Source organism: Paraburkholderia sp. C35 (assembly GCF_003121405.1).
Classification (GTDB): domain Bacteria; phylum Pseudomonadota; class Gammaproteobacteria; order Burkholderiales; family Burkholderiaceae; genus Paraburkholderia.
Genome location: NZ_QBUY01000013.1, coordinates 75,106 through 91,166 on the forward strand (window position 1 = coordinate 75,106; position 16,061 = coordinate 91,166).

Consider the following 16,061-nt stretch of genomic DNA (forward strand, 5'->3'; position numbering starts at 1 on the left):
CGGAGGGCGCTTTTTAATTCAAAAACCCTGAATTGACTCAGGGCTTAAGACGAATGTGCTACAACGCGATTCAAATTTATGCGCGGCTGCGGTATTCGTTGGTACGCGTATCGATTTCGATCTTGTCGCCGATATTGCAGAAGAGGGGCACTTGCAGTTCGAAACCGGTGTTCAGCTTGGCCGTCTTCAGCACCTTGCCCGACGACGTGTCGCCCTTGACAGCCGGTTCCGTGTAGATGATTTCGCGGACCAGCGTGGTCGGCAGTTCGACCGAGATCGCCTTCTCGTTGTAGAACACGACTTCGCAAGCCATGCCGTCTTCGAGGTAGTTCAGCGCGTCGCCCATCATTTCGGCTTCGACTTCGAACTGGTTGTAGTCGGCGTCCATGAACACGTACATCGGGTCAGCGAAGTACGAGTACGTGACTTCCTTGCGATCCAGCATGACGACGTCGAACTTGTCGTCGGCCTTGTACACGCTTTCCATGCCTGCGCCCGTCAGCAGGTTCTTGAACTTCATCTTGACGACGGCCGAGTTACGGCCCGACTTGTTGTATTCGGCCTTCTGCACGACCATCGCGTCGGGGCCGATCATCACCACGTTGCCGGTGCGGAGTTCTTGAGCGATCTTCATAAAACTGTCCTGTACGAAATAAGGTGCATCAACTTGTGCTCAACGGCATACGGCGCAAGCGGGTTCGGCGCCCGGCGCGCGTCCGACGTTCCTTCGGTGATCCGACGGTCGGTCAAAGCTGGATTGCGCGGTGAGCGGGGCCGGTGCTTGCCGGAACTGCGCCGATGCTGCTCAGGGCGGGTTCCGTGCTCGTCCGTCTGCTTCTTTTACCCGAAGCGGGCGCGTACGCGTGTGACACTGACTGACATGGCCATCGAAGCGGAAGAGTTGATTCGCTACCGGCTATGCCGTCGTGCCGCGCTTGCGGCGTCGGCCGTTGGATAACCGCTTATTTTAACTGACTTTTTGCGAATACGGCGAGATTTCCGGCGAGATCGCCGATCGACGCCAGTTCGTGTGACCAGCCGGCTGCGCGCGCGTCGAGTAGCGGGCGATGACGCTGCAGATCGGCCCAATCGGGCGTGCCGTTGCCATTCCACGCGTGCCAGAAGCGGCCGAGCGCATCACGGGCTGCATCGGGCAGGCCCTGCGCGTAGTGGGCAAGCGCGGCGTCGAGCTTCGGCAGATGAGCGTCGTCGGCTTGCGGATAGATGTGCCAGACGAACGGCCGCGCGGCCCACTGAGCACGCACGAACGAGTCCTCGCCGCGCACGAAGTTGATGTCGCTTGCCCACAGCAGTTCGTCGTAGCCGGGCTGATCGGTGAACGACAGCGCGTGCGCGCGCAGACTGCCGCGCGATGCATGCGTGCCCGCCGCAAACAACGGCAAGCCGAAAAATCGCGCGACCGCGCCCGAAATGCGGCCTTCGGGCACCAGCAGCACGATTTCTTCGCCGGCGTCGCGCCATTGTTCGAGCAGGCTGTCGACAGCCGGGTTTTCGTACGCGAACAGCGAGACAACGGTGGCGTCTTTCGAAGGCGGCGCGCCGCCCGTTTTCGCTAGCCACCATGAGGCGCGTGCATCGGGCGATGTTTCGAATGCCGCGCGGCGTGCATCCAGATCGCGCTCTTTCAACACGCCGCCCGTTCCCTTGCCGAGACCCGGAAAGAAGAAGGTTTTATTCAGTGCGTAACGTGGATGCGGCGAAGGCCGCAAATGGAAATCCGCGACCCAGTCCTCGCCGCTCAGATATTCGAGGTTGAACCAGACGGGCGCAGGCTCGCGCCGCGCCATCGCTTCGATATACACGTGCGGCAACTCGCACGCGAACGCTTCGATCACGACATCGGCGACTTCGAGCGTATCGCCCGCATGCGCCGGCTCGTGCCAATGCTCGACGACGATCTCGCCGACCGTCTGCCGCGCGCGCTTCACATCGACGGATGGATTGAGCTTCTGGAATGCATGCAGATCGTCGACGAACAGGCGCACCTGCCAGCCATGCTCGCTCGCGAGCTGGCGCGCGAGCCGCCAGCAGACGCCGATGTCGCCGAAGTTGTCGATCACCGCGCAGAAAATATCGCAGGCGATGGCTGACGGTTGCGGCGCTTGAGTGGAAGCGGTGGACATGATGGCGGCGCCTGGGTTCGGGCGCGGTCGGAATGTTCTAAACTGGCGATTCTAAAGCACTTCACCCACATCACGCGCCGTGCGTCCACGGTGCTTTATCCGATTCTGCATGACCCGATCCGATCCCTCTCACGCAGCCGGTTCCGTCGCGAAATCAGGTGCGCCCGCAGCCGGTACGCCCGCAGCCGCTGCCGAAGATTTCGACCCGAAGAAAGTGCTGCGCCAGTTGCCGCACATGCCGGGTGTTTATCGCTACTACGACGCGCAGGGCGCGGTGCTGTACGTGGGCAAGGCGCGCGATCTGAAGAAGCGCGTGTCGAGCTATTTCACCAAGACGCTGCTGTCGCCGCGCATCGCAATGATGGTGTCGCGGATCGCGAAGATCGAGACGACGGTCACGCGCTCTGAAGCGGAAGCGTTGTTGCTAGAGAACAATCTCATCAAGGCTTTGGCGCCGCGCTACAACATTCTGTTTCGTGACGACAAGTCGTATCCGTATCTGAAGCTGACGGGTCATCAATTCCCGCGCATGGCGTACTACCGTGGTTCGGTCGACAAGAAGAATCAGTATTTCGGACCGTTCCCGAGCGCGTGGGCAGTGCGCGAGAGCATTCAGATCCTGCAGCGTGTGTTCCAGTTGCGCACCTGCGAAGACTCCGTGTTCAACAACCGGACGCGGCCCTGTCTGCTGCATCAGATCGGTCGATGCACGGCGCCGTGCGTCGGCGCGGTTACCGAAGAAGACTACGCACGCGACGTGTCCAATGCGTCGCGTTTTCTGCTCGGACGCCAGTCGGAAGTGATGAAGGAACTCGAGCAGAAGATGCACGCATTCGCAGGCGAACTGAAGTTCGAGCAGGCCGCGGCTGTGCGCAATCAGATGAGTTCGCTATCGACCGTATTGCATCAGCAGGCGATCGAAGTGGGCGGCGACAGCGACGTCGATATTCTCGCCGTGGTCGCGCTGGGCGGGCGCGTGTGCGTGAATCTCGCCATGGTGCGCGGCGGCCGTCATCTTGGCGACAAGGCTTATTTCCCGACGCATGTCGAAAGCGCGTTGACGGCGGAAGAGGGCGGTCTCGACGATGGCGACGCGATCACGTCTGCGCAGGCGGCGGCCTTGATCGATGTCGAAGCGGAACTGGGTGAAGAGCCGGATGAAGTGGTGAGTGTCGACGAAGCTGGATTAGCGGAAGAGGTCGACGAGGGCGAAGAAGCTGCATCTGCGCAGGAAGCCGATGCAGCGGAACAGGGCGAACCGGCCGCAAGTCGTCCGCGCCGCACGCACGGCATCGAATCCGAAGTGCTCGAAGCGTTCATTGCGCAGCATTATCTCGGCAATCGCGTGCCGCCCGTGCTGGTGGTCAGCCACGCGCCCGCGAGCCGCGAACTCGTCGATCTGCTGATCGAACAGGCGGGCCACAAGGTCACGCTGCTGCGTCAGCCGCAAGGCCAGAAGCGCGCGTGGCTCGCGATGGCGGAGCAGAACGCGAAGATTGCGCTCGCGCGGCTGTTGTCGGAGCAGGGCTCGCAGCAATCGCGCACGCGTGCGCTCGCCGATACGCTGTCGCTCGAATTCGAGGATCTCGCGCATCTGCGCATCGAATGCTTCGACATCAGTCACACGATGGGCGAAGCGACGCAGGCGTCGTGTGTGGTTTATCACCATCACAAGATGCAGTCGTCGGAATACCGGCGCTACAACATCACAGGCATCACGCCCGGCGACGATTACGCCGCCATGCGCCAGGTGCTGACGCGCCGCTACGAGAAGATGGTCGCCCAGGCCGCCGCGAACGCGAACGACGAAGCGGCCGACCTGCAGCCCGAAGCTGCCGCCGATCCCGCGGCTGCCGTGGAAGGCGCGGAACCCGTGGCCGCGGGCGGATTGCTGCCGAATATCGTGCTGATCGACGGCGGCAAGGGACAGGTCGAGATTGCGCGCCAGGTCTTCAACGAACTCGGACTCGATCTCAGCATGCTGGTTGGCGTCGCGAAAGGCGAAGGGCGCAAGGTCGGGCTGGAAACGCTGGTGTTCGCCGATGGCCGGCCGTCGCTGGAGCTCGGCAAGGAAAGCGCGGCGCTGATGCTGGTCGCGCAGATCCGCGACGAAGCGCACCGTTTCGCGCTCACCGGGATGCGCGCCAAGCGCGGCAAGACGCGGCAGACGTCGCGCCTCGAAGAGCTGGAAGGCGTCGGCGCGAAGCGGCGTCAGCGGCTGCTGGCGCGCTTCGGCGGCTTGCGCGGCGTGGTGGCGGCGAGCATCGACGATCTGGCCAGTGTCGAAGGCATTTCGCGTGCGCTCGCCGAGCAGATTTATCGTCAGTTGCATTGATACGCGTATTCGGCGTCGCGCGTGGCACGCGCCGTGCGCGGTGGGCGCCTGCGAACGCCGGCGCATGTCGTGTGTCGGGGTGTCGCCGGGCCGTTGCTTGTGGCTCGCCCGGTGAACCGGCACAATTGCATCTCTTATCTCAGAACGTAGCGCCTGCCCCATGCCGTTTAATTTTCCGATCTTCCTGACGTGGCTGCGGATCGTGCTGATTCCGCTCGTCGTGGGCGTGTTCTATCTGCCGGACATGATGATGAGCCCGGCGCACCGCAATCTCGCTGCGGCGACCATTTTCATTCTGGCCGCGCGCACCGACTGGTTCGATGGCTTTCTCGCGCGCAAGTGGAATCAGACCTCCTCGTTCGGCGCGTTTCTCGAACCCGTCGCCGACAAGCTGATGGTGACGGCTGCGCTGCTCGTGCTCGTGCAGTTGACGCGCATCGATTCGGCGATTGCGCTGGTGATCGTCGGCCGCGAGATTGCGATTTCGGCGCTGCGTGAGTGGATGGCGCAGATCGGCGCGTCGAAGAGCGTCGCGGTGAATTCGCTCGGCAAGTTCAAGACGGCCTGCCAGATGACGGCGATTCCGATGCTGCTTTTTTACGGCCCACTGTCGTTCGGTGTGTTTTCCATCGATACGCGCGTATGGGGCTTGTGGCTCATCTATCTCGCCGCGTTCCTCACCATCTGGTCGATGCTGTACTACATGAAACTCGCGTGGCCGCAGATCCGCGAACGGGGCGGCATGGCGTGAAGAACACGCGCGAGTAGAAGGGCACAGCGAGGGCACAGCGAAGACACAACGAGGGCGCGACTAATTTTTTCAAACTCTCGTACAAAAGGGGTTGACACGATTCTGAGGCTTCGACATAATCTCGCTTCTCCAGTGCACGCACTAACAAACAGCGCGAAACACTGGGGAAGCAGCAGAAGCAAAACGCGGGAGTAGCTCAGTTGGTAGAGCGCAACCTTGCCAAGGTTGAGGTCGCGAGTTCGAGACTCGTCTCCCGCTCCAGATTCTTGAAGCAGCGTTTTGTGGCAGTAATCAGCAGGACGTTGTGAAGCAGTAAAGCGCAGGTTAATGCGGGAGTAGCTCAGTTGGTAGAGCGCAACCTTGCCAAGGTTGAGGTCGCGAGTTCGAGACTCGTCTCCCGCTCCAAACACAGGGGGAAGCAACGCTTCCCTTTTTGTTTGATGCTTCGCAAGAAGCGTTGAGCAAAGGTGATCCTGAAGTCGAACGGTTCAGGTCATCGCACAAAATCTGCGAACCGTTGCATACGCAACAGAATACGGTTCAGCAGTCCGCTTGTGGCGCGATAGCAAAGCGGTTATGCAGCGGCCTGCAAAGCCGTTTAGACCGGTTCGACTCCGGTTCGCGCCTCCAGAAGCAAAGAAAAGCCCCGCTATGTCGGGGCTTTTCTTTTTTCAGCGTATGGTTTCACGCAAGAGCAACGTCAACGTCACAACCGGGCAACAACGTATGCAAACCAAAGAGACGCTTACCATCGACTGGCGCTGGAAGACATTCGGCGATCTGACCAACGTCGAGGTCTACGACATGCTCGCGGCGCGAGCGACCGTTTTTGTGATCGAGCAGAACTGTCTGTATGGCGATATCGACGGTCTCGATCTCGATGCATGGCATCTGTTCGCGTACGGTGCGGCGTCATCGCCGGATGCACGCGCGAAACTGGCGGGCTATCTGCGCGTGCTGTTGCCCGATGCGGACGACACCGATATCCGCATCGGCCGCGTGCTGACCACCGCCGATTTCCGCGGCCTGGGTCTGGGCCGCGCGATGCTCGACACCACGCTCGGCCATATTCGTGCGCAGTGGCCCGGCACGCCGATCCGTCTGCATGCGCAGGCGCATCTGCAGGCCTTCTATGGCGCGTTCGGCTTCGAGCCGGTATCGGATGTGCATGTGGAAGACGGCATCCCTCACGTCTGGATGCGTTCCGCCTGAGCATCGCCGCGATTCAACGGCGGCTCAGCGGTCAGCGGTCAGCGGTGGACGATCAACGGTCGGCGTGTGCGGCGACGCGGGCAACAGCTGGCGCTGCCCCACGCGCATGCCGCTCGTCGCGCAAACGCGCTCGCGCGGACAGACGCATCCAGTGACGCAGCGCTAGGATCGCGCCGATAACGCTCATCATCGAGCCAGGAATCCATAGCAACAGACCGCCGATCTGCTGATCGCGCATCGGGCTAAGCCAGGTGAACGCGCGCCCGCAGATCGAGTAGACGGGATACAGCTCGCGCGGTGAGAAGAAGATGAACGCGCCCAGCACGATCTGCGGCGGAATTGCCGCAATCACCACCAGAACGCGCTTGCCGGGCGACAGCCGCGCGGGCGGAGCGGGCCGCGAATCGAGCACGAGCCACCAGAACATCAGCCCGTCGATCACCATGCTCCAGTTCATCACGCGATACAGCCGCCAGTCGAGCATCGCGATGAAATGAATCGGCGAGAGCAGCCAGAAATAGATCAGTCCAACGAACAGAATCACGGCGACGACGGGATGAAACAGCACGTCGAGCGTCGCGCGGACCCAGCGCGTCTGTAGCGCGGGCCGCATGAAACGCTGCCGCCACGCGAACGGAATGCCCGCGCGCAGCGCCGCGCCCGGATACGACAGCGCAATGAAGAACGGCCCGAGATGATGCAGCACCAGATGCTGCGCGCGATGCATGAAGAACTCATGCTCGAAGAAATAATCGAGCCGCGTATGCAGCGCGACGTAGAGCGCGCCGAGGCCGAACCAGAACGAGATCTGCCGCGCCAGCGACACCTTCGCCTTGCGCACGCCGCGCGCGAACAGTAACGCGGCGAGGAGTATCGCGATCACGACCGTCGGCGACGGCTCCCAGGGTTCGAGCCAGTAGAGCAGGTTCATCGCGAGCACCGAGGCAGATTCATCGCAGACACGGGAAAAGTTTCATCGTGGTCAGCAACGCTGGTCCACGCACCACTTACTTCGTCTGCGACGGCGGCTTCACCGCAAATGGTGCATCGACCGTTTCACCGTCCGAGAACTGCAGCTTCAGATGCACCGTGTCGCCTGGCGCGATCTTGCGCTTCGCTTCTTCGAGCATCACGTGATACCCGCCCGGTGCAATCGACGCCTGACCGTGCGCCGGCACCGTCAGCTTGTCGACCATCACCATCTTCTGCGTCGAGCCGTTCGATACCGTCTGATGCAGCATCGCCATGCCGTAATCGGCACTCGAGATGTCGACGAGATCGACGGGCTTGTCGCTCGAATTGGTCAGCGTGACGTAGGCTGCGGCGGGCAGATTGTTCGGCAGCCAGCGCACCCATGCGTTCTGCACGCCGATCGCCTGCTTGCTGTCGGCGGCGTGTGCCGCGATGCTGCCCGTGGCGGCGAGTGCGACTACCGCCGCGCAGACCAGCGTGTGAAGCCTCGAAAACGTTTTGATTTGTTGTGTCATGGCGAACCTGTGAGAAATCAGGAGTGGTCTTCAATGATACGGCGCACGTCCGTGGCGATGACGTCGGGCGAGTCGTGGTCCGTGGCGAGCAGGCGCGCGCGATTCTTTGCGTCGAAGATGTAGACGGCCGAGCTATGCGTCACTTCATAGTTGCCGTTCGGGTCGCGCTTTTCCATCTGATACGCGACGCGATAGTGCCTCGCCATGTCCTCGATCTGCGCATCCGTGCCCGTGAGGCCTTGAGCATGCTGTGCGTCGAATGCGTCGACATAGTCGTGCAATGCCTTCGGCGTGTCGCGCGCGGGATCGACGGTGACGAACAGAATGCGCACCTTTTGCGCGTCGGGCCCGAGCTTGCCGATCACCTGCATCAGACGTCCCATCGTTTCCGGGCAGACGTCCGGGCAATGCGTGTAGCCGAAATAGACCAGCGATACGCGTCCTTTGAACGAGTCCGCTGCGACGCGTTGGCCGTTATCGGCTGTCAGCGTGAAATCGAGATCGGGTAGATGGCCGCTGACGTCCGTCAGTTGCCACGGCTCGCCGCGATGTGTGCAGCCCGCGCCGGCAAGCGCCGCGCACAGCATCACGCCCAGCGCTGAAAGGCGCCGTCGCGTGGCAACGGGCAGGGCGATGGGATGAAGTTCGGACACCAGTGCTTTCGGGAACAAAGGCAGTTTCGACGACTCGATTCAATAAGGGGCGCTAATGGGAGCGCCACATGAGACACAGATCGCGCCTCACGACTGGCAAGACTCGATGGCGTCCGATGGTATGCAACATTCGCGCTCACCATCCCGGCGCGCCGTTGCGACTCTATCGCAATTTATGGCGTGTCGTTGTACCGTGGACTTATGACGGGAAAAGCGAGTCAATTTGCCGCATCGCGTTGAAAGGCGGCTGAAGCCGGATCGAGCGGAATTGTCATTTCGTTTTGATGGACGGCGGCGTGAAACGCCCGTCAGCGCTGGGTGAAAACTTACTTTCTCGAAAAAACGACCGATGCGCGGTAAGATGCGCACACTTTTCCGGCTGCAAGCGGCTGAGAGGCAACGTACACCGATGCAAGCACTTCCGGCTTTTCTGTCTCCCGCAGAGACCGCATTTTTCTTCGATTTCGACGGCACACTCGTCGATCTGGCACCCACGCCCGACGGCGTGCTGGTTCAACCCGAGGCGATCGCCTTGCTCGCCGAATTGCGGCGTCTGACCAACGGCGCCGTGGCGATCGTGTCGGGACGCGGCATCGACAGCATCGACCAGTTTCTCGGCATGCCCGATATGCCCATCGCCGGCCTGCACGGCGCCGAGCGGCGCGACGCGAACGGCGATACGCAGCGTATCGGCTTCAACGACGAGCGTCTGTTGCGCATGGAGCAGGTGCTCGCCGAAGTGGTCAATGCGAATCCCGGCATGCTGCTCGAAATCAAGGGCGCGGCGCTTGCGCTGCACTATCGCAATGCACCCGACCGCGAACCCGTGGCGCGCGAGGCGACCACGCGCCTTGTCGCGGACTATCCTGACGCCTACGTGCTGCAACCCGGCAAGATGGTCTATGAAATCAAGCCGAAGGACGTTGATAAAGGTCGCGCGCTGCGAGCTTTTCTGAACGAACCGCCATTCACGGGCCGCACGCCCGTATTCGCCGGCGACGATCTGACCGACGAAAAAGGCTTCGTCGTCGTCAACGAAAAGGGCGGGCTGTCGATCAAGGTCGGTGGCGGCGACACGATCGCGCGTTCGCGCATCGGCTCGGTCAGTGCGCTGCTCGCGTGGCTGTCGGAAATCGTCGCGGCGGCGCGCAACGCATGAGGGCGTCTCTCACTCCGTGTCCGGCTCCCGTTCAGCAAGGAAACCTCGCGCCATGAGCCGATTGATCATCGTATCGAACCGCGTCGCGCCGATTTCGGAAGGCGGGCCTGCCGCGGGCGGTCTGGCCGTCGGCGTGTATGACGCACTGAAGGAAACGGGCGGCATGTGGTTCGGCTGGAGCGGCGAGGTGCTCGGTTCCGGCCAGCCGCAGATCAAGCTCGAAGAGCACGGCCCGGTGACCTTCGCGACCATCGGCCTCGTGCGCCGCGATTACGACCAGTATTACCGTGGTTTCTCGAACGCGACGTTGTGGCCGGCGTTCCACTATCGGCCCGATCTGCTGCAGTTCGACCGGCATGATTTCGAAGGCTATTGCCGCGTCAACACCTGGCTCGCGCAACAACTCGTGCCGCTGCTGCGCGAAGACGACGTCATCTGGGTTCACGACTACCATCTGATCCCGTTCGCGCAGGCGCTGCGCGCAGCGGGTGTGAAGAACCGCATCGGCTTCTTTTTGCACATTCCTTTTCCGGCCTCGCAGGTGTTGCTGGCGGTGCCGCCGCATCGCGCGCTGGTCGAGGCGCTCTGTTCGTTCGATCTGCTCGGCTTTCAGACCAGGCCCGATCTGCGTGCGTTCTGCGATTACATCGTCAACGAGGCGGACGGCACCGTCGAGTCCTCGCCGCACGGGCCGACCATCGTGCGCGCGTTCGGCCTCACGTTGCGCGCGGCGGCCTACCCGATCGGCGTGTATCCCGACGAGATCGCCGAACTGGCCAAAGCAGGCGAGAGCGACAAGCCGGTGCGCACGATCGAAGCGACGCTGCATGCGCGCAAGCTGATCATGGCCGTCGACCGGCTCGATTATTCGAAGGGACTGGTCGAGCGCTTTCGCGCGTTCGAGCGGCTGCTCGAACATTCGCCCGCCTATCGCGACAAGGTGTCGTTCCTGCAGATTGCGCCGCCCACACGTTCCGATCTGCACGCATATCAGGAAATCCGTCTGCAACTGGAAGGCGAATCGGGCCGCATCAATGGCCGATTCGCGGAACTCGACTGGACGCCGATCCGCTATATCCATCGGCAGTACGAGCGGCCCGTGCTCGCGGCGCTGTTTCGCACCGCGCATGTCGGCTACGTGACGCCGTTGCGCGACGGCATGAATCTCGTCGCGAAAGAGTATGTGTCGGCGCAAGACCCGGAAGATCCCGGCGTGCTGGTGCTGTCGCGTTTCGCGGGCGCCGCGCAGGAACTGACGGGCGCGCTGATCGTCAATCCCGTCGATATCGACGGGATGGCCGATGCACTCGGCACTGCGCTGTCGATGCCGCTCGCCGAGCGCAAGGCGCGTTACGACGACATGATGGCGCAGCTGCGCGAGAACAACGTGTCCGTGTGGCGCGACAACTTCATGCGCGACCTGCAGCAGAAGCAGGGCGCGCAGGCGCAAGTCGAGAACGAAGCTACCGAGGGATGACTTCCCTCACGCATAAAAAAAGCCGCTCCAGAGCGGCTTTTTTTATTGTTCGAACAGTTCAGTTCGAAGCGCGCATCACGCGACGTGCTGCTCATCGAGCTTCTTGCCGCCGCCGACATGCAGCGTCGAGTGCTTGCCGAACTGCTTCGACAGCAGATCGCGATAGAGGCCAGGACGATTGCGCAGTTCTTCGGGACTGCCGTCGTCGATGACCTTGCCTGCGCTCATCACGATGATGCGGTCGAAGTTGTGCAGCGTCGACAGCCGGTGCGCAATCGCGATCACCGTACGGCCCACCATCAGCCGGTCGAGTGCCTTCTGGATCGCTTCTTCCGACGCGCTGTCGAGCGCGGAAGTCGCTTCGTCGAGCAGCAGGATCGGCGCATTCTTGAGGATTGCGCGCGCGATCGCGATGCGCTGCCGCTGACCGCCCGACAACTTCACGCCACGGTCGCCGACGATCGTATCGAAACCTTCCGGCATCGCTTCGATAAAGTCCGTGCAGCGCGCTTCGCGTGCGGCGGCGAGCACTTCGTCGCGGGTTGCCTCAGGCCGGCCGTACGCGATGTTGTCGTAGACCGAGCGATGGAACAGCGAGATATCTTGCGGCACCAGCGCGATCGAATGGCGCAGGCTGTCCTGCGAGATCGCCGAGATCTCCTGGCCGTCGATCAGGATCTGTCCGCCCTGTGTCTCGTAGAAACGCTGCAGCAGCGCCAGCACGGGCGACTTGCCCGCGCCCGACTTGCCGATCAGGCCGACACGCTGGCCAGCGGGAATGTCGAGATCGAAGTGATCGAGGATCGGGCGACGCTTCGGATACGCAAAGGTCACCTTGTCGAACGTTACGCGGCCGCCTTGCGGTACGAGTTCGGAGGCATCGTTGTGGTCGGGCATGCCGTGCGGCTCGAGCAGCGTCTTCACGGCTTCCGCCAGACGGGCGATGTGCTGCGTCACATCGACCAGCGCGACGGCGAGGTCGCGCGTGCCGTGCAGGATGGTGAAGCCGAGCGAACTGACCAGCACGATGTCGCCCGAGGTCGCCTTGCCCTGATCCCACAGCCACAGCGCCCAGCCGAGCAGCCCGGCCGACAGCAGCGCTGTGATGACCGCGTGCAGCAGACGCAGCTTTTCCAGATACAGCAGGCTTTGCTGGCGCGCGACCATTTCCGACTTCACGGTCGCGCCGAAGCGCTTCTGTTCGCGGAAGGTCATGCCGAATGCACGTACCAGCGCCATATTGCCGATCACATCGACGAGTTCGCCGTCGACAGCTGCCGCCTTCGACGCAAAATTGTGATGCCGGGCCGAGCCGCGGCCCGCGAGCTTGAACAGCACGACGGAGAGAATGGCCGAGCAGGTCAGCAGGCCGAGCGCCATCAGCGGGTTGACGGTCACGATCATCACGATCGCGCCCACCACGGCGATACACGGCGGCAGCACGTTCCACGCGGTGGTGTTTTCGGCCGTGTAGACGGCGTTGGACGTCGCGGTGATCCGGCTGGCCAGCGTGCCCGGCTGCTTTTCGGCGTAATAGGTGGGCGAATGGCCCGTCAGATACTGGAAGAGGTCTTTGCGCAGGTCCCCCGTGACGGCCACGAAGGTGTGCGCGGCGACCCAGCCGCCGACGCGCCACAACAGATTGTCGGCGGCGATCAGACCGACGAGGATCGCGAACGCGCCCCACAACGGCCCCGGATGATGACGGCCTTCGCCGAGCACGTCGATCAGATGCTTGATCGCGTACTGCGAGGCGAGTGCACAGCCCACGGCCGCAAACACGCTGCCCAGCACGATCAGATGAGCGACCGGATGGCGGCGAATAAAGCGGAAGAGGAACGCGAGCGGCCGGTTTGCATAGCTCGCGAGCTTTGCGTTATGGGCGTTTCGCTGGGCGATGGTCAGATGTTCCAATTGTTCGTTCGTTTGGTCGGTCGGTTTGTGACGGTCTGAAATCGGGGTTAAGCCGTGCAACGGTTGTGCCTGGAAATACGGCGCGTTACACCAGCGTAGGCCCCGCATTGTAAACATGCAAAAGCCATTTCGCATGGCGATACGGCCAAAGGGGGCGCGATTATTTTCGCGACAACTTGCCGGTAAGGTTTCCCAGGCTTGACCCGCCTGCGGCCAAGTGGTTCACGTGAGTGACCTTCAATTTCAAGATATAATTACAGATTGCATACGAGCCGGCGAGTCGGCGCTCTTTAACGAGACCACTTTCGCGTACGCGTCATCGCAGATGACGACGAACGGCTTCCGGCGCCAGCGCCGATGCAGGGCATCCAATGTAAAACGCCTTGAGAAAACAAGGGTTTGCAGAGTGTTTCGCGTTTGTAACAACGTAAAGACTTTGAAATGTTGGAGCCGGTCCGCCAGGCAGGCATTGATAATGCATGCTCGGTCGCGTCAGGAAATAACTGACAGTTTGTCAACGTCCGGACACGAGCCGCGTTTAAGGCTTGAGCACAGACTTTGACATTGACCAAGCTGGCGTCTTACCAAGCGATCCATCGCAGGAATTTCTCGAAAGAATCAGGCTCGTGTCTGGTGCAGCGTAGGGCTGCATATCGAACCGGGCGCCCTGGCGAGCAAGCGAAGTCGCTTTTTCCAAACTGCAGTCTTTTTGCCTGATTTTTTACGAGGAGTTCTTCATTATGCGAATCGCTCAAATCGCTCCCTTGCACGAGGCGGTTCCTCCCAAGCTCTACGGCGGCACGGAACGTGTCGTGTCGAACCTGACGGAGGCGCTGGTCGAGCTGGGACACGACGTGACGCTTTTTGCGAGCGGCGATTCGCAAACCTCGGCAAAGCTGGAAGCATTCTGGCCGCAGGCACTGCGCCTCGACCCGACGATCCGCGACGTGATGGCGCCGCACATGCTGCTGCTGGAAGAAGTGCGCCGCCGCGCGGACGAATTCGACGTGCTGCATTTCCACATCGATTACTACCCGTTCTCGCTGTTCGCACGCCAGGAAGTGCCGTTCCTGACGACCATGCACGGCCGTCTCGACCTGCCCGAACTGCAGCCGATCTTCAACACCTTCAACGACGTGCCCGTCGTGTCGATCTCGGACAACCAGCGCCAGCCGCTGCCGCAGGCGCACTGGCTGTCGACGGTGTACCACGGCCTGCCGGAAAACGTGCTTACGCCGATCCCCGACGTAGAGCCGGGCTACCTCGCATTCCTCGGCCGTGTTTCGCCGGAGAAGGGTCTTGACCGCGCGATCCGCATCGCTGGCCAGGCAGGCATGAAGCTGAAGGTCGCTGCCAAGATCGACAAGGCCGACCGCGCCTACTACGAAGAAGTCATCAAGCCGCTGATGGCGCTGCCGCACGTCGAGTACATCGGCGAAATCGGCGAAGCCGACAAGCGTGAGTTCCTCGGCAACGCGCACGCACTCGTGTTCCCGATCGACTGGCCGGAGCCTTTCGGTCTGGTGATGATCGAGGCGATGGCTTGCGGCACGCCCGTGATCGCGTTCAACCGCGGCTCGGTGCCGGAAGTGATCGAAAACGGCGTGTCGGGCTTCGTCGTCGAAGACGAAATCAGCGCGGTCGCCGCGCTCAAGCGTCTCGACCAGCTGCCGCGTGCGAAGGTTCGCAAGGCATTCGAAGACCGCTTCACGTCGAAGGTGATGGCGCAGAACTACCTGAAGACCTACGAAGAACTGCTGCACGCCAAGCGCCGCACGGTGCTGCGCGAAGTCAACGCAGGCTGATCTGGTCGCCAGCATCGCCAGCCGCGCAGGACGGTAAAACGTCCTCGTGCGGCACTGACGGTGAGCTAACAACGCCCCGCATGTGTCGAACATGCGGGGCGTTGTTGCATTTGCGCCGCACACGGGCGCCCAACGCGCGTCGAATGTGTCGAAAGTGTGCGTTCGCCGCCCGGCAACCGTGAGACGAATCGGTAATATCCCTATAATGGCCGTGCCGCAAATCCGGTGCAGCCGGTCAAGACGAGGAGAGTGCTTTGGCGAGAACGAAACAGACGCGTGCGAGCGCGGCGCCCGGCGCCGGCACGATGTTCGCGCTTCGCGCCATCGGTCTCGTGATACTGGCTCGCTGGCTTTTCTCGATGGGCGAGATGGACCCGCTCACCGCCTTGCAGGCCATGGCATCGTCGCCGTGGGCGTGCATCAATCTCGTTTTCCTGTTTCTTCTGATCTTCCTGCCGGGCGCCAAGGCGCGCGCCGAGCGGCCGTTCCATCCGTTGCCGCAATGGCTGCGGCAGGCGCTGCGGCTGTTCGCGTTTCTAGGATTGCTGTTCGCGGTCTGGTCGGTGGGTGCGTTCGTGTGGGCGGCGGGTTGGCGGCGTGCGTTCAGTGCGGTCGCCGCGACCAACGGCTGGCTGCTTGCGGCACCGACGCTGTATGCCGTGGTCGTGTGGATCTGCCGGCCGCGCGCGTTGTGGCGCACGAATATCGCTGCGCGCCGTTTCGCGATCGGCCGTTTTGCCATATCCATCGATACCGTCACGCGCACGGCCATCGTCTGGGCGGAGAGCCGCAAACTCGGCCAGTACGACGCGCGCGAGCTTGCGCTGCGCTGGCATGACGGGACGCAACGCGCAGCGGGCGCAATGCGGGCGTCGCAGGCCGTCGATCTGTCGGGCGCGCAAGCGGCCACCGTGCCGCCGATCCCGAACGGACACGCGACACTCGAGCGCGCGGGTGTGGGCGGCTTGCTACGGCGTCCCAGGATCGAACTGACGTGGGATTCGCCCGCTGCCGCCGGTCACAATCGACAGACCGTCTTCAGGACGCCGCTTTCGACGGAAGGCGACCGTGTCGCGGCGCGCGCGCTCGACGCGAACCTGCGCCAGGCCTGACGTCGTTCTCCG

At 62.3% G+C, this 16,061-nt stretch carries 13 protein-coding genes and 3 tRNA genes; 10 read left to right on the forward strand and 6 right to left on the reverse strand.

Features of this window, described 5'->3' with window-relative positions; genetic code table 11:
- Positions 1-76: 76 nt before the first annotated feature.
- Together efp and earP are read right to left on the reverse strand one after the other, a co-directional pair.
- Positions 77-634: an elongation factor P gene (efp, locus tag DK391_RS11300; RefSeq protein ID WP_109478090.1), complete on the reverse strand. Its 558-nt coding sequence runs from the start codon at positions 632-634 to the stop codon at positions 77-79.
- A 328-nt stretch (positions 635-962) separates the two neighbouring features.
- Complete coding sequence (gene earP / locus DK391_RS11305) at positions 963-2,144, reverse strand: elongation factor P maturation arginine rhamnosyltransferase EarP (RefSeq protein WP_109478091.1); 1,182 nt, start codon at positions 2,142-2,144, stop codon at positions 963-965.
- Between the two features lie 109 nt (positions 2,145-2,253).
- Here earP and uvrC point away from each other — a divergent pair, with 109 nt between their 5' ends.
- The 6 genes from uvrC (at position 2,254) to DK391_RS11335 (ending at position 6,442) form a co-directional block, all read left to right on the forward strand.
- Positions 2,254-4,479, forward strand: coding sequence for an excinuclease ABC subunit UvrC (gene uvrC / locus DK391_RS11310; RefSeq protein WP_109478092.1), 2,226 nt, complete (start codon positions 2,254-2,256; stop codon positions 4,477-4,479).
- 160 nt (positions 4,480-4,639) lie between these two features.
- Entirely contained in the window at positions 4,640-5,230 is a 591-nt protein-coding gene (gene pgsA, locus DK391_RS11315) for a CDP-diacylglycerol--glycerol-3-phosphate 3-phosphatidyltransferase (RefSeq protein WP_109478093.1), read from the forward strand.
- A gap of 185 nt (positions 5,231-5,415) precedes the next feature.
- Positions 5,416-5,491 (forward strand) — tRNA-Gly (locus DK391_RS11320).
- A 68-nt stretch (positions 5,492-5,559) separates the two neighbouring features.
- Positions 5,560-5,635 (forward strand) — tRNA-Gly (locus DK391_RS11325).
- A gap of 151 nt (positions 5,636-5,786) precedes the next feature.
- A tRNA-Cys gene (locus DK391_RS11330) sits at positions 5,787-5,860 on the forward strand.
- 96 nt (positions 5,861-5,956) lie between these two features.
- Positions 5,957-6,442, forward strand: a complete 486-nt coding sequence (locus tag DK391_RS11335) for a GNAT family N-acetyltransferase (RefSeq protein ID WP_109478136.1) — start codon at positions 5,957-5,959, stop codon at positions 6,440-6,442.
- Positions 6,443-6,494: 52 nt separating this feature from the next.
- Here DK391_RS11335 and DK391_RS11340 read toward each other — a convergent pair whose 3' ends face one another.
- The 3 genes from DK391_RS11340 to DK391_RS11350 form a co-directional block, all read right to left on the reverse strand.
- Complete coding sequence (locus DK391_RS11340; RefSeq protein WP_109478137.1) at positions 6,495-7,373, reverse strand: cytochrome c oxidase assembly protein; 879 nt, start codon at positions 7,371-7,373, stop codon at positions 6,495-6,497.
- A 76-nt stretch (positions 7,374-7,449) separates the two neighbouring features.
- Complete coding sequence (locus tag DK391_RS11345; protein WP_109478094.1) at positions 7,450-7,929, reverse strand: copper chaperone PCu(A)C; 480 nt, start codon at positions 7,927-7,929, stop codon at positions 7,450-7,452.
- Between the two features lie 17 nt (positions 7,930-7,946).
- Entirely contained in the window at positions 7,947-8,516 is a 570-nt protein-coding gene (locus DK391_RS11350; protein ID WP_109478138.1) for an SCO family protein, read from the reverse strand.
- Positions 8,517-8,991: 475 nt separating this feature from the next.
- Here DK391_RS11350 and otsB point away from each other — a divergent pair, with 475 nt between their 5' ends.
- Both otsB and otsA read left to right on the forward strand, forming a co-directional pair.
- A complete protein-coding gene (otsB, locus tag DK391_RS11355) occupies positions 8,992-9,741 on the forward strand; it encodes a trehalose-phosphatase (RefSeq protein WP_109478139.1) in 750 nt (249 codons plus the stop codon).
- Between the two features lie 52 nt (positions 9,742-9,793).
- The gene (otsA, locus tag DK391_RS11360; protein WP_109478095.1) at positions 9,794-11,218 is read left to right on the forward strand and encodes an alpha,alpha-trehalose-phosphate synthase (UDP-forming); all 1,425 of its coding nucleotides are present in this window, start codon (positions 9,794-9,796) and stop codon (positions 11,216-11,218) included.
- 75 nt (positions 11,219-11,293) lie between these two features.
- Here otsA and DK391_RS11365 read toward each other — a convergent pair whose 3' ends face one another.
- Complete coding sequence (locus DK391_RS11365) at positions 11,294-13,132, reverse strand: ABC transporter ATP-binding protein (protein ID WP_109478096.1); 1,839 nt, start codon at positions 13,130-13,132, stop codon at positions 11,294-11,296.
- A 740-nt stretch (positions 13,133-13,872) separates the two neighbouring features.
- On the opposite strand from DK391_RS11365, the gene DK391_RS11370 reads away from it, so the two are divergent.
- On the forward strand, positions 13,873-14,937 hold the full coding sequence (locus DK391_RS11370) for a glycosyltransferase family 4 protein (RefSeq protein WP_109478097.1): 1,065 nt from the start codon (positions 13,873-13,875) through the stop codon (positions 14,935-14,937).
- A 254-nt stretch (positions 14,938-15,191) separates the two neighbouring features.
- Positions 15,192-16,049, forward strand: a complete 858-nt coding sequence (locus DK391_RS11375; RefSeq protein ID WP_109478098.1) for a hypothetical protein — start codon at positions 15,192-15,194, stop codon at positions 16,047-16,049.
- The last annotated feature ends 12 nt before the right edge of the window (positions 16,050-16,061 follow it).